Source organism: Kribbella sp. VKM Ac-2569 (assembly GCF_004216905.1).
Classification (GTDB): domain Bacteria; phylum Actinomycetota; class Actinomycetes; order Propionibacteriales; family Kribbellaceae; genus Kribbella.
In genome coordinates this window covers 909,583-927,869 of the sequence record NZ_SGXJ01000003.1, presented here as the reverse complement: position 1 = coordinate 927,869, position 18,287 = coordinate 909,583, and the positions used below count along the sequence as shown (strand labels likewise).

22 protein-coding genes are annotated in these 18,287 nt (G+C 68.7%); 14 read left to right on the top strand and 8 right to left on the bottom strand.

The window, feature by feature from the left end:
• Positions 1-486 precede the first annotated feature (486 nt).
• Complete coding sequence (locus EV649_RS40885) at positions 487-642, top strand: hypothetical protein (RefSeq protein WP_157996301.1); 156 nt, start codon at positions 487-489, stop codon at positions 640-642.
• A gap of 271 nt (positions 643-913) precedes the next feature.
• On the opposite strand, the gene EV649_RS24800 is transcribed toward EV649_RS40885, so the two are convergent.
• Complete coding sequence (locus tag EV649_RS24800) at positions 914-3,808, bottom strand: LuxR family transcriptional regulator (RefSeq protein WP_130385945.1); 2,895 nt, start codon at positions 3,806-3,808, stop codon at positions 914-916.
• A 69-nt stretch (positions 3,809-3,877) separates the two neighbouring features.
• Between EV649_RS24800 and EV649_RS24795 the strand changes: the two genes are divergently transcribed.
• The 10 genes from EV649_RS24795 (at position 3,878) to EV649_RS24755 (ending at position 9,574) form a co-directional block, all read left to right on the top strand.
• Positions 3,878-4,156 carry a hypothetical protein gene (locus EV649_RS24795; protein WP_198682659.1) on the top strand — a complete coding sequence of 93 codons (279 nt, stop codon included), beginning with the start codon at positions 3,878-3,880 and terminating at the stop codon, positions 4,154-4,156.
• Entirely contained in the window at positions 4,153-4,362 is a 210-nt protein-coding gene (locus EV649_RS24790; protein ID WP_130385944.1) for a hypothetical protein, read from the top strand. Before EV649_RS24795 ends, EV649_RS24790 begins: the two co-directional genes overlap by 4 nt.
• 9 nt (positions 4,363-4,371) lie before the next feature.
• Positions 4,372-5,268: a hypothetical protein gene (locus tag EV649_RS24785; RefSeq protein ID WP_130385943.1), complete on the top strand. Its 897-nt coding sequence runs from the start codon at positions 4,372-4,374 to the stop codon at positions 5,266-5,268.
• Positions 5,265-5,564 carry a hypothetical protein gene (locus EV649_RS24780; RefSeq protein WP_130385942.1) on the top strand — a complete coding sequence of 100 codons (300 nt, stop codon included), beginning with the start codon at positions 5,265-5,267 and terminating at the stop codon, positions 5,562-5,564. Before EV649_RS24785 ends, EV649_RS24780 begins: the two co-directional genes overlap by 4 nt.
• Entirely contained in the window at positions 5,561-6,661 is a 1,101-nt protein-coding gene (locus EV649_RS24775) for a hypothetical protein (protein ID WP_206751590.1), read from the top strand. The genes EV649_RS24780 and EV649_RS24775 overlap by 4 nt, the downstream gene beginning before the upstream one ends.
• Entirely contained in the window at positions 6,658-6,819 is a 162-nt protein-coding gene (locus EV649_RS40880) for a hypothetical protein (RefSeq protein WP_157996300.1), read from the top strand. Before EV649_RS24775 ends, EV649_RS40880 begins: the two co-directional genes overlap by 4 nt.
• Before the next feature lie 6 nt (positions 6,820-6,825).
• A complete protein-coding gene (locus EV649_RS24770) occupies positions 6,826-7,017 on the top strand; it encodes an alpha/beta hydrolase (protein WP_130385940.1) in 192 nt (63 codons plus the stop codon).
• Between the two features lie 55 nt (positions 7,018-7,072).
• Positions 7,073-8,389 carry an alpha/beta fold hydrolase gene (locus tag EV649_RS24765; protein ID WP_130385939.1) on the top strand — a complete coding sequence of 439 codons (1,317 nt, stop codon included), beginning with the start codon at positions 7,073-7,075 and terminating at the stop codon, positions 8,387-8,389.
• Positions 8,308-8,610 (top strand): alpha/beta hydrolase, encoded by a 303-nt coding sequence (locus EV649_RS41215; protein WP_241998670.1) that lies wholly within the window; start codon positions 8,308-8,310, stop codon positions 8,608-8,610. The genes EV649_RS24765 and EV649_RS41215 overlap by 82 nt, the downstream gene beginning before the upstream one ends.
• A gap of 184 nt (positions 8,611-8,794) precedes the next feature.
• A complete protein-coding gene (locus EV649_RS24755) occupies positions 8,795-9,574 on the top strand; it encodes a class I SAM-dependent methyltransferase (protein WP_241998619.1) in 780 nt (259 codons plus the stop codon).
• 27 nt (positions 9,575-9,601) lie between these two features.
• Here EV649_RS24755 and EV649_RS24750 read toward each other — a convergent pair whose 3' ends face one another.
• From EV649_RS24750 to EV649_RS24740, 3 genes are all read right to left on the bottom strand, one after another.
• Complete coding sequence (locus EV649_RS24750; protein WP_130385937.1) at positions 9,602-10,183, bottom strand: dihydrofolate reductase family protein; 582 nt, start codon at positions 10,181-10,183, stop codon at positions 9,602-9,604.
• 66 nt (positions 10,184-10,249) lie between these two features.
• Complete coding sequence (locus EV649_RS24745) at positions 10,250-11,089, bottom strand: helix-turn-helix domain-containing protein (RefSeq protein ID WP_241998617.1); 840 nt, start codon at positions 11,087-11,089, stop codon at positions 10,250-10,252.
• A gap of 132 nt (positions 11,090-11,221) precedes the next feature.
• Positions 11,222-11,440: a hypothetical protein gene (locus EV649_RS24740; protein ID WP_130385935.1), complete on the bottom strand. Its 219-nt coding sequence runs from the start codon at positions 11,438-11,440 to the stop codon at positions 11,222-11,224.
• Between the two features lie 434 nt (positions 11,441-11,874).
• On the opposite strand from EV649_RS24740, the gene EV649_RS24735 reads away from it, so the two are divergent.
• The gene (locus EV649_RS24735; RefSeq protein WP_130385934.1) at positions 11,875-12,294 is read left to right on the top strand and encodes a DUF1232 domain-containing protein; all 420 of its coding nucleotides are present in this window, start codon (positions 11,875-11,877) and stop codon (positions 12,292-12,294) included.
• Positions 12,291-13,022, top strand: coding sequence for a sulfite exporter TauE/SafE family protein (locus EV649_RS24730; protein ID WP_130385933.1), 732 nt, complete (start codon positions 12,291-12,293; stop codon positions 13,020-13,022). Before EV649_RS24735 ends, EV649_RS24730 begins: the two co-directional genes overlap by 4 nt.
• Positions 13,023-13,029: 7 nt before the next feature.
• On the opposite strand, the gene EV649_RS41210 is transcribed toward EV649_RS24730, so the two are convergent.
• From EV649_RS41210 to EV649_RS24710, 4 genes are all read right to left on the bottom strand, one after another.
• A complete protein-coding gene (locus tag EV649_RS41210) occupies positions 13,030-13,236 on the bottom strand; it encodes a hypothetical protein (RefSeq protein WP_198682658.1) in 207 nt (68 codons plus the stop codon).
• Between the two features lie 69 nt (positions 13,237-13,305).
• Positions 13,306-13,671 (bottom strand): peptidase inhibitor family I36 protein, encoded by a 366-nt coding sequence (locus tag EV649_RS24720; RefSeq protein ID WP_130385932.1) that lies wholly within the window; start codon positions 13,669-13,671, stop codon positions 13,306-13,308.
• Positions 13,672-13,890: 219 nt separating this feature from the next.
• Complete coding sequence (locus EV649_RS24715; protein ID WP_130385931.1) at positions 13,891-14,868, bottom strand: hypothetical protein; 978 nt, start codon at positions 14,866-14,868, stop codon at positions 13,891-13,893.
• Between the two features lie 201 nt (positions 14,869-15,069).
• On the bottom strand, positions 15,070-15,369 hold the full coding sequence (locus EV649_RS24710; protein WP_130385930.1) for a hypothetical protein: 300 nt from the start codon (positions 15,367-15,369) through the stop codon (positions 15,070-15,072).
• 151 nt (positions 15,370-15,520) lie between these two features.
• Here EV649_RS24710 and EV649_RS42060 point away from each other — a divergent pair, with 151 nt between their 5' ends.
• On the top strand, positions 15,521-18,283 hold the full coding sequence (locus EV649_RS42060) for a helix-turn-helix transcriptional regulator (RefSeq protein ID WP_277875700.1): 2,763 nt from the start codon (positions 15,521-15,523) through the stop codon (positions 18,281-18,283).
• Positions 18,284-18,287 lie beyond the last annotated feature (4 nt).

Below are 18,287 nucleotides of genomic sequence, written 5' to 3'. Positions count from 1 at the left end.
CTACGACATGATCGATGTCCTGGGCTCATCGGCGGTCGCGGTGGTGTGATCTCTCAGGAGATACCGGACAGACCGGACACTTGTCGGGGTCCGGTCTTCTGTTTTTGGGTGGTGGGCCTGGGATCTGCCGAGGGGGTTGGGAATCGCGGGTGGGGTCGAGTGAGCTCGCGGACGAGTTCGCCGGTGGCGGCGTTGATGATCCGGATGTGGAGGTCGTCGACGAGCTTGAGGACGGGGGGTTCGGGCGTGCTCGCTGTCGGTGGGGATGTGGTGGAGGCGGCCGGCGCGGCGCAGGGTGAGTTTGCCGGCGGGGTCTGAGATGTCGTGGAGCACGCGGTAGTGGGTGTTGATGCTGCGGTCGGTGCCGGGGCTGGCTTTGGGGCGGGCCTGGAGGCAGCTTGGGTTCGAATGATCGTCGCACGAGGGGTGATCGGTGTTCCGTGACAGTTCCGTGGGACGTCGGCAAGCGGTGGGAACCGACGGCAAATGCCGAGTGGCAAAGCCGCAGGTCAGGGACGGATCGGTGCTTCGGGCTGGGCTGTTCTGGCGAGCACCGAGGAGATCTACACCATCTTCGAAGGCACCTCCGAAATCCAGCGCCTGGTGATCGCCCGGGCCATCTCCGGGATGCGCATCAGGTAATTGCTGACCGGGGGAGTGCGATCGACCAACGCGAAGCGGTCAGGCTCGCTCCAGATCTGACCCAGCCGGTCTTGTTCGAGAACCACTCGGCCACCATCTGGCAGTTGCTTGAAGGAGCAAACCCGAGTGGACCGGCCCCGCGCCGGCAGCGCCGCTACTCGGCTGGCACAAGCTCGAACCGATGCCCAACCGCGCTTCCGTGCAGATGACGGACCAACCATCAGATGAGGCTGAAGGTTCGGGTCGAGTCTGGAGCGGATGTTGGCCAGGCTCAGGAGCGTTCGACAGAGCGGGCGACCTGGAGGCGTGAGGTGACGTCCAGTTTGCGGAACACGTTGCGCAGGTGTGTTTCGACGGTCTTGGGGCTGAGGAACAGGGCAGCCGCGATCTGCGCGTTGGTCATGCCCTCGGCGACCAGCCGTGCGATTTCTTGCTCGCGGCCGGTGAGGCCGCCGGGGCTTGCGCCATCGGTGGCTGAGCGGCGGTGAACAGGCTCGCCGAGCCGACGCAGTTCCTGTTCGGCCGCGGCCCGGTGCCTGGTGGCGCCGCGTCGGTCGAGTTCGGCAGTGGCCTGTTTCAGTACGGCGAGCGCGCGGTCGCGCTTCTGCGCCTGGGTCAGCGCGCGGCCGGCGAGAAGCTGCGCCACGGCGCCTTCGATCGGTACGCCGGCGTCGGCAGCACCGCGGGCCGCGGCCAGTGCCAGTTCGGCGGCGCGGTCCGGATGTCCGGCGTCCAGTTCGACGGCGGCGGTGGCGCGCTGTGCGACCGCGGTGGCGAACCGCAGGTCGACCGTGGCGGCCCAGGCCCGGGCGCGCTGCGCCGCGCGTGTGGCCTCGTCTCGCTGGCCGAGTGCGAGATGGCAGCGGGTGAGGAGTTCGAGGGCGTTGACCCGCGAGCCGGCGAACACCTGGGTTTGTTGGTCGCCGCCGGCCAGTTCGAGGAGGATCTCGAGTGCTCGCTTCGGGTGGCCGGACTCGAGCAGCGCCTCGCCGAGGCTGATTGCGGCCCATGCCTTGATGAAGCGTTCATCGAGGTCGCGGATGATCTCCACGCTCTCGTGCGCGTCGGCGAGTGCGAGTTGGAGGTCACCGGCCGTCAGGGCGATGGCTGATCGGCTGAGGAGGACCCAGGCCAGTGCGCGGGGGTAGTTCGACAGGCGCGCTGCCTCGGTGGCCTCGTCGATCAGCTCGCGGGCTCGGCCGAGCGCGCCCTCAAGCAGCCACAGCGTTGCGCGGGTTGGCTGTAGGAGGGGGAGGAACTGTCCCTGTCCCGTTGCCCGTGCGATCGCGGTCGCGCGGTCCGCGTGTTGTGCTGCCTGCGGGTAGCGCTCGAGGTAGAGCTCGGCGAGGGCAAGGTACGCGAGCGCGTCGAGTTGGCCGGCGAGTTCGTCGTCGGACAGGTTGTCCACTAGCTCGGCGGCTTGGGTGGCATCTGTTTGGGCGCGTTGGGCGGTGCCTGCGAGGGCGCCGGCCAGGGTCAGGGCCGCGGCCGCCGATCCGGCTGCGCACCGGTCGTCGCCGCGCAGTGCCGCGGCGAGTGCGCGTCGGCTCCACTCCTCCATGACGTCGTACCGCAGGGCGAAGTAGCCGTCCATGGCCAGCTCGATCATGAAGGGCACGGATTCGGGCGAGTCGGCGTCGGGCAATTCGTCGAGGGCGTCGTGCAGGCGTCGGCGGGCTTGTTCGTGGTGTCCCAGTAGTTGCTCGAGGGCGGCGCATGATGCGGTCAGCTTGGTCCGCAGCGGGCCGGGTTCGGCCGGCAGCAGCTCCAGGGCCTGGAGCAGGACGGTGTAGCTGTCGGGGTATTCGCCGATCGTTGCGAGCGCGCCCGCGCGCGGGAGCAGGAGCTCGATGCGCGCGGCGGCGGGCGCGGTGGCGGGAAGCAGGTCGAGGGCGATGCCGAACCAGTGGGCGGCGGTCTGTGGCGCGCGCGTCGATGCTTGCGTTCCGGCCTCGGTCAGCACAGCGACGGCGTCGAGGTCACCGGGCCGGGCCGACCGCGCGATGTGGTGGGCTCGCGCGGTTGCCGCGGCGCCGCCGTCGGCAAGGTCGCGGGCGCAGCGTTCGTGGGCGCCGAGCCGCCATCCGGCAAGGGTTGTCTCGTACACGGCGTGGCGGACGATCGGGTGGCGGAACCGGAACCGGCGGGGCGCGTCGGTGGTGCGGACGACGTCGACGACCAGTAGCTCGTCGAGGGCCTCGACCACGTCGGTGACCGTGACCTGTGCCGCCGCGGCGGCCAGTTCGGGTTCGAACGGGTCGCCTGCGACCGCGGCGCCGTCGAGTACCAGCCGTGCTGCAGGGGAGAGCAGGCCGAGTTCTTCGTTCAGCGATGCGGCGACCAGCGGCGGAACCTGGACGCCCGGCAGCGATGTCACCGAGCCTGTCCGCCCGCCGGTGTCGTGCTGGGTACGGGCCGCCGCCCTGGCGAGCTGGTCGAGGTAGAACGGGTTGCCGCCGCTCTGCTCGTGCAGGAGCGTCGCGAGGTCGCTGTCAGCCCGTCCGGCGAGCACCTCGCGCGTCTGCGCCGGAGTGAGTGCCTGGAGGTTCAATCGCTCGATCTCGCCCGACCGCTCGGCGTGCTCGACGGCCACGGACAGCCTGCGGGGCATCTGGTTCGGCCGCATCGCCAGGGCCAGCAGCACCGCTGCGGCAGGGGGCCGGTGCAGCAGTGCGGACACCAGCTCGACGGACGCCGGGTCGGCCCAGTGCAGGTCGTCGAGGATCAATACCAGCGGGCGTTCGCGGGCCAGCAGCTCAAGCAGCGTACGGACTGCTCGATGGCTGCGATAGCGCTCGTGCTGGCCGGCTGTCGGAATGTCGCGGGGAAGGAAGGTCAGGGACGGCAGAACCGTCGTCAGCTCCGCTCCGACATCCTGATCGAGCACCGGCAGCAGTTGGGGTGAGATCCCGCGGACGTATTCGTCCAGGGCGTCCACGAACACCCAGAATGGCAGGTCGTTCTCCATCTCGGATGCCGACCCGTGCAGAACGAGTGCGCCCCGGGCGTCCGCGCGGGTGGCTAGCTCGGCGAGCAGGAACGTCTTTCCGATGCCCGGTTCGCCGACCACCGCGATGGCCGGCGGCGGACCGCTGTCCAGTGCTGAGATGGCACGGTCGATCCGGTCTAGTTCGGTGGCACGTCCGACGAGTGTCCTGGCATGCATGGATCGATCCCCTCCCCCTTGGCCTGCGCGGTCCCGCGATGTCAGGGTGCTTGCTCAGGGTGTCGACCGATGTCGGCCGCCGACTGGGGCGCGCACGCTCAGCGCATGGCCCGGTTCCTTGTGCAGCACCGTCACGAACCCGCTGAGTGCGGTGTCGCGTATGCCGCGTTCAAGGGCCACGACAGCCCGCTGCGGCACGGTATGACGATCACCTCCTGTCTGACCGGTGGCCACATGATCTGGTGGACGGTCGAGGCGAAGTCGGAGCGACAGGCGCTTGGCTTCCTGCCAATCTACGTTGCCGACCGCAGCACGGCAACGAGGGTCAGCGAGGTCGAGATCCCATGACCGGCGGCTCCTACAGCCACGACCTCCTGTCCGCGGCCTCCGCCGCTGTGCGGCGGTCCCGGCAGATGTCCCGCATCGGCCACCTGCGTAACCCGGTTGCCGTTGCCGTGCGCAACAAGGTGATGCGGCTCGCGCCGGCGGGATCGATCGTCGAACGGCTCGCCCCGATCCTCGCAGGCGACCACGACCAGCCACTGGAGAACTGAGGTGACGAAATGACAGACCTGATCAGAAACCTGCTGCGCGAAGGGCGTTTCGCCGACGCCAAGCGTTACCAGCGCGTCGGCTACGTCTGCGGCGCGCTGCTGCTGCTCAGCGCCGGTGTGCATGCCGTGGTCTTCGCGGTCGACGGCGGCTCGTGGCAGGGCCCGATCTCGTGGCGCAAGCCGATCGTGTTCGGCCTGTCGTTCGGGATCACCTTGCTCACGGTGACCTGGTTACTGACCTTCTTCAGGATCAGGAACATCACCGGCTGGATCGTGGTATCGGTGCTCTCGTTCGCGTCGCTGGCCGAGGTCGCCCTGGTCTCGCTGCAGAAGTGGCGCGGCGTCGAGTCGCACTTCAACGAGTCGACCACGTTCGACTCGACGGTGTTCTCCTGGATGGGAATGCTGGTCGGCGTCGTTGTGGTGACGACCGTGTTCGTCACGGCCAGATCCTTCTTCCGGATCGACGCACCCGCGAGTCTGGCCTGGGCGATCCGCCTCGGTCTGCTTCTGATGCTCGCGAGCCAGGCCGTCGGCGTACAGATGATTGCCGAGGGCGGTAACACCTTCGGCGACTCAGGGTCGCTGAAGGTCCCGCATGCCTTCACGCTGCATGCCGCCCAGGTGCTCCCCGCATTGGCCCTGCTGCTGCGGTCATCGGTGTCCACCGAGCGGCGGCGGATCCGGATCGTCCAGCTCGGCGCGATCGGCTACGCCGTCGTCATCGTCTCGACCATGATCCAGACCTACAGCGGATCACGCCCACTCGACCTCGGCCTGGTCTCGAGCGCCGTCGCCGTCGCCGGACTGGGGCTGCTCGGCGCGAGCGGCCTGATCGCGCTGCGAGCCCTCCGGTCACCCGTCCTCGCCACATCCCGCCCCATCGACAACGTGGAGTCATCATGACCATCAACCCAACCCAGCTGTCACCGCAGACCCCGGTGTCACCGCGACGCACCAGCTGGACGCACTCTCGCATCATCGCGCTGATCGTGGGCCTGTTCCTGCTGCTCGGCTCGGCCGGTGTCGCTGCCAGCACCGATGTCGGCGCCACCTTGCCGGTGCTCCCGCAGATCGGTCGATGGCTCCTCGTCGGCGGCCTCGTCGTCGCCCTCGGCGGCGCCGTACTGATCCTGGCCGCCGTCAACCTGCTGCCACACCGCCGCCGTCCCACACAGAGCGGACAAGGAGTAGCGGCATGATGCGTAACGCGATAATCACCTCAGTCGCCCTGGCCGTGTTCGTGGCCGCCACCGCCGTCGGTGGCGCCGTCACAGGCGCAACAGCTGCGGTCGCGGACTCCGCGAGCCACGCACAACCGGTGCTGACGCTGCCCCTGCCGACCGGGCCGTACCCGGTCGGGGTGCGAACGGCATCCGTTTCGGACCCCACCCGGATCGACGACCAGACCGGTCGACCGCGAAGGCTGCCCATCCGCGTGTGGTACCCGGCGATCCAGCACGGGGCGGTGCCGCCCGCGCCGTACGTGTCGGCCGCCGTACAGCCGGCCCTCGAGCAGGTATTCGGCCTGCCCACCGGATGGCTCGACGTCGACACCCATGCGGCACCCGACGTCCGCCCACGACAGCACGTCGCGGGCGTCGTCCTCGTCCAGCACGCCGGCGGTTTCCTCGCTGCCTTCCAAACCGGCCAGGTCATCGACCTGGCCAGCCGCGGCTACGCGGTCGTCACCATGGAACATCCGCACGAAAGTCTCGTGATCGAGGAGCCTGACGGAACCCTGATCTTCGCGGACGACCCCGAGACCCGGCCGTTCAACGAGCGGATCCAAGACGCTGCCGTCGTGCTCGGCCAGCTCCACCGGCTCGTGCCCGAGGCCGACCGACGTACACCGGTCGCGATGTTCGGTCACTCCCGAGGCGGCGCCGCAGCGGCGGAGGTCATGCTCCACCACCCACAGGTCATCGCCGGTGTCGACCTCGACGGCAGCCCTCGCGGCGACGTCGTCGCCGCAGGACTCGACCAGCCGTTCGGGCTCATGCTCAGCCTCGACCAGCCCCTGCAGGGCAACACGCTCCTGGCCGAGTTCCTCGGGAACCTGCGCGGCCCACACCCGGTCCGCGAACTGCCCGTCCGGCACTACGGCTACAGCGACTGGGTCGTGTTCAACCCGCAGGCCGCCCGGGCCGACCCCGCCGTCGGCGCCCAGCTCGAGCAGCTTGTCCCGACCGGGACCGTCGACGACCTGCGCGCCGGGCGCGCGGCCCTCACCGCCCAGCGACAATTCCTGAGCCGATTCTTCGCACAGCACCTGAACGAGCGAGTCGGGCACAGGTGATCTGCCAGCGGTGGAGTGACCTGGCCGGACGACAACAGTGGCGCCGGCTTCGTCCGCTGCTGTCGGGCGGCCTGCCACCGACACCGACCGACGCCGCCGACTTCCTCACCATGGTCGACGCCGACCTCGCCCACGACACCACGCCGGACCTCTCGTAGGTGAGCATGCCGACACTCGTCGTGGGCGGCAGCGACGACCCGTTCTTCCCCGAACCGGTGTTACGCGCCACCGCCGACGCGTTGCCGCCAGCGACTCTCCGGATCTATCCCGGCCACGGACACGGCCTGCCCAAACACCGCGCCCGGCAACTCCAGCACGACATCCACACCTTCCTCACTCACAGCGCCCCACTCTGACCGGCTTGACCAAACCTCGACACCATCACCACATCGCCGATACCAGGAGGCTCCGATGCGACAACACCCGGCACGGATCATTGGCTGCGTCACCGCGGCGCTCACACTGCTCAGCTGGGTGCCGTCGGCCGGCGCGACAGCCACGAACAGCGAGGACCCGACCAACCAGCCACGGCTGGCCTGGCAGGACTGCGGCGACGGGTTCGAGTGTGCGACTGCCCGCGTACCGCTGGACTACGACAAACCGGACGGCCGCAGCATCGAACTGGCACTGCTCCGGCTGCCGGCAACCGACCCGGCGGGACGGATCGGGTCCCTGTTCGTCAACCCTGGCGGACCAGGCAACTCCGCGGTCCAGTACGTCCAGGAATCGGCCCGCTCCGCCTATCCGGCCGGCGTCCGCGCTCGCTTCGACATCGTCGGGATGGACCCGCGCGGAGTCGGCGCCAGCACGCCGGTCCAATGCTTCGACACCGCCGCGGACCAGGCACAGTTCTTCGCCGGGTACAACCCGCTCCCGATCAACCGCCCCGAGCTGAACGCCGCCGCCAACCTGGCGGCCGAACTGGCCCGGCGTTGCCAGGCGCGGTCAGGGTGGCTGCTGCCGCACCTGTCGACCGCGAACGTCGCCCGGGACCTCGACGCGATGCGGAAGGCGGTCGGCGATGCGAAGCTCAGCTACGTCGGCTACTCCTATGGCACCTACCTCGGCGCGACGTACGCCAATCTCTTCCCGGGCAAGGTACGGGCGCTGGCGCTCGACGGGAACACCGACCCGACGGCCTACCCGGCGGGCTCACCGAAATCTGTTCCCTTCGTCCGGGTCAACGCCCACCTGGCCGCCTCCGAGACCCTCGACCAGTTCTTCACGCTGTGCGCCGCAGCCGGTCCGCGCTGCGACTTCGCCACCGGAGGCCACCCACGGACCAAGTTCGCCACGCTCGCGGCGCGGCTCCGCGAGAATCCCCTCGTCCTGCCCGACGGCCTGGTCTTCGGCTACGCCCTACTGGTCGACTTCACCCTTGCCTCGCTGTACCGGGCCGCCGACTGGGCATTCGCGGCCTCCATCCTGCAGCAGGTGTACGCCGCAACCAGTCCCGGGTCGATCGCGCGAGTACCGAGCGGACCCGCCGCCACCCACGATCCGCCCGCGAGCAACACGCGGGAGTCGCTGTTCGCGAGTGTCTGCAGCGACACCCGCAACCCCGCCGAACCATCCGACTACGCCCACGCCGCGGCTGCCGCAGACCGCCAGGCCCGCACGTCGGCGCGTTCTGGGCCTACCTCTCCCTGCCGTGCGCGGCCTGGCCGGCCACGGATACCGACCGCTACACCGGCCCTTGGCGGGTCCGTACGGCGCACCCTGCCCTAGTGATCAACAACCGCTACGACCCCGCGACCGGCCACCGCAACGCTGTGCTGATGACCGACCTGCTGCTGGGCAGCAGGCTGCTGACCGTCGACGGCTGGGGTCACACCGCACGCGATACCGGCAGCGAGTGCGCCGACCAGATCCTCGAGCGCTACCTCGTCGCCGGCACCCTGCCGCCCCACGGCACCGTCTGCCAACCGGGCCTCGTCCCGTTCGCCTGACCGCAGCCCGACAACACAATGACCTCCTGGGCTCGGCAGACCCCAGGAGGACGGCCGCCGCTGACTCGTAGGGGGAGTGCCGCGCCGCGTCCGCTCCTGCAACGGAGACAGCAACCAGGCCCGGACCAGAAGCTGAAGGTATGCGCCTCGGCGGCGGTCGTCGGTGGGGCGTTAGCGTATGCGCGTGAGCGTTGATCCGGTAGCGCACAATCGTGCGGCGTGGGACCTTGAGGTTGAGAGTGGCAACGAGTGGTCGCGGCCGGTCACTCCCGAGACCGTTGCGCGGGCACGCGCCGGTGACTGGTCCGTGGTGCTCATCGGGTACCGGCCGGTCGATAGGGCGTGGTTCCCCGCCGACCTGTCCGATGTAGACATTCTCGGCCTGGGCTCGGGTGGTGGGCAGCAAGGCCCGACGCTCGCTGCGGCCGGCGCGCGGGTCACGGTCTTCGACAACTCGCCGCGTCAGCTCGCCCAGGATCAGATGGTCGCGGAGCGCGAGGGTCTGGAGCTGCGCACGGTACTGGGCGACATGCGCGACCTGTCGGAGTTCGACGACTCCTCGTTCGACCTCGTCTTCAACCCGGTCTCGAACCTGTTCGTGCCCGAGCTCGCACCCGTGTGGCGCGAGTGCTTCCGGGTGCTGCGGCCGGGTGGCGCGCTGCTGTGCGGCTTCCTCAACCCTGACGTGTACCTGTTCGACAACGAGGCCATGGACACCCGCGGGGAGTTGGTCGTCCGCCACCGCCTGCCGTACAGCGACCTGACGCACGTCCCGGCGGAGGAGCGTGAGCGGCTGTGGGGAGCCAACGCGCCGCTGGAGTACAGCCACACGATGGCCGAGCAGATCGGCGGGCAGCTGGCCGCCGGCTTCGTGATCACAGGGTTCGAGGAGGCCCCGCACCATTCCGACGCGACCGCAGGCTGGCTGCCTGGCTACTTCGCCACCCGCGCCCTCAAACCCTGAGATTCTTCGCGTACCCGCTCAGGTCGATCAGCGGCGCACCTGATAGCGCAGGTGAAGCACCCGGTTGCCCTGAATCACCACGTCAGGATCCTCCAACAGGTGCTGCGCTTCGACCGACCCGAAGTAGCGCTTGCCGGACCCCAACACGACGGGTACGACGTCCATGCGCACCTCGTCGACCAGGCCCGCGGCAAGCATCTGGCCACCGACGTCACCGGCGGCGACCTCGACGATGCGGTCGCCCGCAAGCTCTTGCGCCTTGGCCATGGCTGCCTCGACGCCGTCGACGAAGTGAAACGGCGCCTCGGGGTCCCAGCCCTCGGGCGCAGGTCGGTGCGTCACGACGACCACGTGGTCGATCCCGCCCGGAGGTTTCCCGTCCCAGCCGTCGGTCATGTCGAAGACGTGGCGGCCGGCGACTGTCACCCCGATCTGGTCCCAGTACGTCCGGGTGTAGTCGTAGGACACCTGCGACACCTTCACCACGCCGCTCTCGTCCAACGGGACGTCACCGCTGGTCAGCCAGTCGAACAGCGGTCCGGGCTGGTCGTTCTCGTCCGCGACGAAGCCGTCCACCGACACCGAGCTGTACATGACCACCTTGCCCACGGGGCTCTCCTCTGCTCTGGGGTGCCCCCAAATTAGCGTGTCGTGAGCTGTCGCTCTTGTAAGAAATCAATCGGCCGGCAGCGGCCAGCCGTCGAACACGTGGCCGGGATGTTCGCGCAGGAACCGCCGCCGGACTTCGACGTACCGGGTCGGAGTGAGCCCGGTGAACGCCCGGAACTCGTGGCCGAAGTGGGCCTGGTCGAAGTAGCCTGCGCCGGCGGCGAGCTCGCCCCAGTCGATCGGTCCTTCGGGGTTGATCGCGAACACGGTGGCGGTGAAGCGGTAGGTGCGGGCGAGCCGCTTCGGCGTGACGCCGATGAGCTCCTTGAACCGCTGTGCCAGATGAGTGGTGCTGACACCGGCTGCCACGCTCAGGTCGCCGATCGCCACCGCCCCAGTGGTCGTCGCGATGACACTGCTCGTATGGCGGACCAGCCCTAGGCCGGCGGTCTCGCACAGCCGTCGCATCAGCTCCTCCTCGAGCAGCGTCAGCATCTCGTGCGGTCCGTTCGCCGTGGCCAGCCGGTCCCGCAGCTCAGCAACGGCGGGCCGGCCCCAAACCTGCTCGACCGTCACCGGCCGGTCACACAGCTCGGCCGCGGGCATCGGCAGGAACGGCGCCAGCCCCCACGGCTTGACGTGCACGCCGACGGACCGGGTCCGGGGTGGGTAGCCGAACTCCAACGCACGGGTGGGCATGGTGACCACGCAGCCGTCGGCGTACTCGGCCGTCTCGATGTCGGTGCCGGCGCGGATGCGGAACGGCGCCCCGAGGTTGACGATGAGCAACGCCGACGGCATCGGCGGCAGCGTCAGCCGGGCGTACGGCGGCGCACCCTCCAAGTAGTAGAGGTCGTCGATCAGCCCGTCCAGCGGCGGTCGCGGCACTCTGGACACGTACTCCACACCCACAGCATCGCCGACGCGCGCCAGGATGGTCCAGCCGCGCCGCCGCCAGCATCGAGCCGGCCTCGTTGCCAGTCTCCGGCCGGCGTCGTCCGGTTCTCGCGACAATAGCGTTGGTCTCCGGCTCTGGAATCACGCGTTGACCGCGGCGACGGCATCGTTGATGACAGACGCGATCTGGTCGGGCACCTCGTTCGGCAGGAAGAACACGCTGCCCGGAATCGTCACGATCTTGACCGTCGAACATGCCTCTAGCGTGCGCCGCTCGGCGCCGGTGAGCCCGCCGTCGCCCTTCTCGGCGTGGACGACCCACGTCGGTACGCCCGAGTGGCACGAGCGCGCGCTGCACATGCCGCCAGGAAGCAACAGCACAGTGTGTTCGGCGTCCGCCGGACCTGACTCAAACAGCTGCCACTCAACGCCCACATCGCACCCCGGGTCGCCCCTTCTGGTCAGACTGTGCGCCGGGTCGACCGTGCCGTCACGCTTCAGGAGAGGAACGACAACCCCGCAATACCGAGCGACAACGCCTTGGCCGCTGACCTTGAGCTGCTCGAAATGTTGCTGTGGGCAAATTCTTGATCCGTCACTGCTCCGTGAGATGCTTGGGTCGTGAGTGTGTCGAGTGCGGGGGCGGCGGCGCTCTACCTGCAGCAGTCGGTTTGTCGGCTTCCGGCTCGCGATGAGTACGCCGAGGTGGAGGGGTCTGAGGCTGACTTGCAACGCTTCAGCACCTGGCCGGGCAAGATTGCGGATCGCGACTACTTCGGGACATTGGACCGGTCGTGACGGGGTCGGTGTGGGTGGACCTGGTCGTCGGCGTAGTCGCCGCTGTCGTCCTGGTTTGGCTTGCTCTGGTTATCGCGCTGGTCATTGTCCGGCCGCGTGGTGGGTTGCTGCGCGAGGCGCTTCGGGTGCTGCCCGACGTGTTGCGTCTGCTGCGCCGGCTCGCGGCTGACAAGAGCTTGCCGCGCGGTGTGCGGGTGAGGTTGGGACTGTTGATGGTCTATCTGGCGTTTCCGATCGATCTGATCCCCGACTTCATCCCGGTGCTCGGGTACGCCGACGACGCGATCATCGTCACCGCCGTACTGCGCAGCGTCGTCCGTCACGCAGGCATCGAGGCTGTTCGCGCGCATTGGCCAGGCACTCCGGACGGGTTCGACGCCGTCGCACGGCTGACCGGCCTGCGCAACTCCCGATGACGGAGGGCGTCTTGTTCACGCTGGCGGCGGCCTCGGCTGCGGCGTTCGGGCTCGCACTGTTGTCGGCGGTCGCTGGATTCGGTGGTGGGGTCTTGCTGCTTCCGGTGTTCACCGTTCTGTTCGGGCTGCGGACCGCCGTACCGATGCTCACCTTGACGCAGTTGTCCAGCAACGGTTCGCGGGTCTGGCTCAACCGCCGTGAGCTGCACCGGTCGATGATCGGCTGGTTCGCACTCGGCGCCGTACCGTGTGCGGTGATCGGTGGCGTGTTGCTGACCCACGCGCCGCTGCCGGTGCTCAAGCGGCTGCTCGGTGTGTTCCTCATTGGGGTGGTCGTCTGGCGACGGGTCCGGCGTCAACCGCGACCACCCTCGCAGCCGGCTTTCGCCGCCGTCGGTGCCGCGTCTGGTCTCGGGTCGGCGCTGCTCGGCTCGGTCGGCCCGCTCACCGCGCCGTTCTTCCTCGCCGCTGGACTCACTCGTGCCGCGTACATCGGCACCGAGGCCGCCAGCGCGCTCACGATGCATGTCACCAAGATCGCGACGTACGGCGTTGGGGACCTGCTCACCACGCGGGTTCTGCTGTACGGCGCCGCACTCACGCCGGCCACACTGCTCGGCGCGTGGACGGGCAAGAAGATCGTCGGCCGCATCAGCGACCGCGTCTTCGTCCTGCTGGTCGAGATCGGATTGCTCGCCGCGGGCGCACTGTTCCTGACCGGCCTGTGATCCGGTGTCAGGTTGTACGGGGCCACGCGTCCGTCGTACTCGTGGCCCGACGCCGCGACCGGCTCGAGATCCTTGCCACCGAGATCGAGACCGCAGGCGGCACCGCGCTGATCGCGGAGGCCGACTCGGCGATCGTGCTCAGGGCGAGCGCTGCCGAGTCCTTGGTGTCGCCAGTCCCCGGCGTGCCTGCCGACGGGGCCTCGCGCCTGGCCATGCGGGCGGCGGCTCCACCCGCCGGTGGCTCCGGGCGGGGGACTGGCGACACCAGTAGCGTGGGCGTACCTCAGCCGCCCAGCGAGTAGTACTCGTAGCCGAGATCAGAGATGTACGCACCCGGCGCGACATCGCGTCGAGGGGTACCCGTGCAGTTCTTGCTCGTGTAGAGCCGTTGCGTGACCGACGAGTTGTTGAAGACCGAGCTTCCGCCGAACCAGATAAGCCGGCACGACCCAGGCGTCACCGGCACCTGCGTCAGCTTGATGAACCCTTCGAATTGCGCGCCCTGCCAGATGCAGATCCGCGAACGCTCACAAATCGGCCACCCCGCCGCACCGGCGTCGGACGCAGGCGCAGCACCCGCCACCGACGAACTGCTCAGAACCCCCGCCGCCAGAGCCATAACGCCGACGCCGTACTTGACCCGTTTCATATTCTCTCCCCAGGTAAGCGATCCGTGTCCCCAGATCACACCACCCACCGCTTTCAGTTCACTTTCAGCCGCTCAACGCCAGTGAGAGTGAACGCGCTGGCGCCGACACCCGCGCGGTGCACTCGGTACATGCTTGTGACCGAACGTCTCCGGGGCCCAGCATGTCGGCCGTGGCGCTGAGGCTGGCGGACTGCAGCCCACGCACGCTCTGACCCGATATCAGGCAGTGAGCCCGCGGAGCTGTTCACGCGCGAAGTCCAGCGACTGCCGCAGCGTCGCTAGCTCCTCCAGCCGAGGTGCCTTCGGGTCGTTGCGCGATTGCTCGACGGCCAGTTGCTCGTCCACCTCGGTGTCGATCCGGTCTATCGCTGCCACGAACGGGCCGAGGTCGCCGCCGAACCAGCCAAGCTGCTTCGCCAGGGTCGCCGACGCGAGAAGCTTGACCACTTCGATACGTAAGAGCTCGCCTGCACCTGGCGTACCGACCGCTTCGTGCAGCGCAGTACGAATGCCTGCCGCACTTCCGAGTCCAACGACTCCACCAGCCACACCCAGCATCCACATGCCACCGGTCATGCCCAGGCCGCCGGCTGCGATCGATCCGAAGCCGAGTTGCGCCATACCTGCGGAGATGGCGGCCGCTCCGGAGAGACCCGCCGCGGCTGGCATGAGCACCGCAATCACCGGCCCGGCCATCACAGCAACTCCTGCCACAGCGGCGGCCGCGAGCCCCCACAGGGCATAGTCGCTCAAACCCCTTCGGGTGCGAGTTGCCTTTGACTCGTCGCGCTGGAGCCGGTGCCACGTCACCTCGATTCGCTCGGCGTCCTCGACCTCCATGCCAAGCGAGTTCCCAGCCAGCCGGCGGATCGCCTCTCGGTGCTCAGCACGGCGGGGTTTCGTCCACTCGAACCAGTACGGTGCGAAGGGCTGCGCTGTGACGACCTCGAGGAGAAACGCATGTCGATCGTTCAGGGAAGTGCCATCAAGCATTGCCGTCAGATCCGGCGTCGCACCGCGGACGTAGAACTCGCCGGCGTCCTCACGTAGCGAACGCTCGATGGCATCGAGTGCACGCTTCATTCGATCTCGCGAGAGTCCTGCCGGCTCGGCGAAGAAGATGTCTTTGGCAAGTTGGAAGGAGGCTAGGCGCAGTGCGACTGCGACCTGGTTTGATCCGGAGTCACTGCCATCCATCGAGCGATCAGTCCTCTCCGACCTGCTGTATGCAGTAGGCCCGTCTCGAAGACGGGACTCTGCACATCCTGCCCCAGGCCGTTGGCCGCGGCTACAGCGTCGGCGTCAGTGGCCCCAGCGGTCTTGTCTCGATGATCGACCAGATCGTGAAGCTAAACGGCGCTTGCCCTGTTGTGGTCCGGGGTTGGATCTAGAGCACTGCTAGGCGGTGTGGGTCTGGTGGCGTCGGTAGAGCCACATGGCGGCGAGGGCGATGCCGGCTCCGCCGAGGCCTGATGCGGCGGCTTGGAATGCCTCGGCTGTGTTGTCGTCCGAGACGATGGTGGAGCTGGTGGCGGGCTGGGTCGGGACTGCGTAGTTCGACGGGGCGGGATCGCGCGGTGCGACCACAGCGGGATGGGGTTCGTTGGCTGGGACCTTGGCGTTCGACTCCGCCGATGCGAACGCGAGGGCGGCGACGGCGAGGACGGGTGCGGTGATGATGATGCGCTTGTGGTTCATGGCTTCCCCTTGGTGAGAGTTTGGTGTTTCAACCACAGTCCGTCCGCGGGTGTGTTCAGCACATCGGGCATCGGAGTCAGCGTCGACGCGGCGTTTCCTTAGATGGCCGTTGCCGATGCCTTAGCGGGCGCATGATGGTGGTGTGGGCGGGATGTTGATCGGGCGCGAGGGGGAGCTCGCGCTGCTGGGGGAGCTGACGGCCGGACTGCCGAAAGGGTCGGCCGTCGCGGTCGTGCGGGGTGAAGCGGGGATCGGGAAGACGACGGTGGTGCGTGCCGCCGTGGCGGATGCCGATTCCGTCGGGTTGCGGATCCTGAGCGGTGCGTGTGCGCCGTTGTCCGGTGCGGTGGCGTACGGCGGACTGGACACGGCACTCGGGGTGGGGCGGGGTGCTGCCGGCGAGGTGTTCACGTCGGTCGCGGCCGGTCGAGCGTGGGCCGTCGAGTCGATGATGCGTACGGTTGGTGAGATCGCCGAGGGTGGCGCCGTGCTCGTCGTCGAGGACGTGCACTGGGCGGATGTCTCGACCTTGGATTTCCTGGCGCACCTGAGTCGCAACCTCCCCTCGACGGGTCTGCTGGTCTTGCTGACCTGGCGGGACGAGGACACCGACGCCGAGCACGCGCGCTGGCTCGGGGAACAGTTGCGCATCTTGTCCGTCACCGACGTACCCCTTCGCCCGCTGACTCTGGAGGAGACCGCTCGTCAGCTGCCGGAGTGTTCGACTGAGGTCGTGGCAGCGGTGTACGCGCGCAGTGCCGGCAACCCTTATCTCAACGCCGAACTGGCCGACGGCGGTGCGGAACCGACGGAGTCACTGCGCCAGGTGCTGGTCTCGAGGCTTGATGCCGTCGGGTTGCCCGCTCGCATGGTGGTCGCCGCCGCCGCGACCCTTGGCCGGGGTTTGACCGACGACGAGATGCTCGCCGCGGCCTCCGGTGCCGCTGACGCTGTCTGGGAGGCGTGCGACGCAGGTCTCGTGGTGCGCGAGCCTGGGCGTGGGGCGATGGCTCGTCACCCCGTGCTGGCCGAGGTCGCGTACGAGGAACTGTTGTCGCGTGATCGGCGACAGCTGCACAGCAGGCTGGCGGGGTGTTTGGAGTCGGTTCTGCCTGAGCGGCCGAGCGCGGCCGCGGTCGCGGAGGTCGCTGGACAGTATTGCCGCGCTGAGGATGCCGACGAAGGGCTCGTCTGGTCGGTGCGGGCTGCTGTGGCGGCCGAGCAGGGGTACGCGATCGCCGAGGCCGGTCATTGGTACGCCGTGGCCGGGTCCTTGTGGGGTTCGGCCCGCACGGCGTCGGCCGACGTACCCGAGAAACTGTCGCTGCTCGTGTCCGCGGCGACGTACCTGAGCGCTGTCGGTCAAACGGACAAGGCCATGGCGTTGCTGGAGGGCGATCTGACGGCCATGTCCGACACGCGCGAGGAGGTGCTGCGGGCAGCGTTGACCCGCAGCTGGCTCGGTACCACCGTGGGGGACACCGTGCAGGCATTGCGCGACGTCGAGCTCGCTCAGCGGTTGGTGTCCGCCGACGACGAACCGACGTGGGCCAGGATCTGCGCCTGCCAGGCAATGGCGCTCGGCACCTGCTCGCGGTGGGACGACGTGGAGGCGCCGGCGCGCATCGCGCTCGAGCTGGGCGCGAAGTACTCGGACCACCGAACGATCGGCAAGGCTCACGCCGTACTCGGTATCGGGGCGGCTCTGCAGGGCCTGTTCTCTCAAGCGCTCGGACATGACCTCACGGCACTCGCGATCGCGCACAAGCTGGCTGAACCAGAGGATCTCGCGATGGCCGGGGTCGCTCTGACCGATGTCTACTTGCGGTTGGGTGAGCCGGACCGGGTGGCCCGGGTCGCCCGCTTCGTCGGGCGCGGTGTACGCCGGCTGATGCTGGGCCGGCACTGGCTGGAAGACCTCATCGACAGCAACGTCGTCCAGGCGCTCTACGAGTCCGGTCGATGGGACGAGGCGGTTGCTTGGATGTCCGAGCGATCGGCGCCGTCCGATCTGGGCTTCTTCCAGGTGATGATGGTCCACGTACACCTGGCGCGCGGCGATATCGCGGCGGCGGAGCAGTCGCTGCGTCACGCGGAATCCTTGAACGAACGCGATCAACCACGGTTCCTGGCGTCGTACGGCGAAGGTCAAACGCTCCTCCTGCTGCGGACCGGTCATGCGGAGCAGGCGCTCGAGTTGGCGTTGTCAGTGGCCGACACCGCGCGTGCAGGCGCTGATGAGGATGTGGAGGGCGGGCTGCTGCTCGCCGGTCTCGAGGCGGCTGCGGCCGTCCGTGCGCCTGACCGCCTCGAGCGGTTGGTGTCGCGCCTCGGCGGCGCGACCAAGGGCCGGACCCGAGCGGCTGTGTCCGCCGTGATCGATGGCGAGCGATCGCGCGCTACGGGAGCCTTCGAGCCGGATCCGTGGCTGATCGCGGCGCGGGAATGGTCCGTCCTCGGGCGGCCGTACGAGGAGGCGCAGGCACACCTTCGCGCCGCCGAGGCGTTCCTCACCAGCCGCCCGGGCGCCGCCGCCCGACGTACAGCCGCCGAAGAACTCATCGCGGCACGACGCCTTGCCGAACGCCTCCGCGCGGTTCCGCTGCTCGAGCAGATCGGCAAACTCGCACGTCTCGCCCGCATCGACACGGGACGAGGAACTACGGCCGACGACCATGCGGAGGCGGTACCGGGCCCGGCGGGTCAGCCCGCGCTGACAGAACGCGAGCAGCAGGTCCTGGCGCTGCTGGCCGACGGGCTCACCAACCGTGAGATCGGCAAGGCCCTCTTCATGAGCCCTAAGACCGCAAGCGTCCACGTGACCCACATCCTGGACAAGCTCGGGGTGCAGACGAGGGTGCAAGCGGCGGCCATCGCTGCGCGCCTCGGTCTGGACCAACGACCGTCGGTGTGACTCT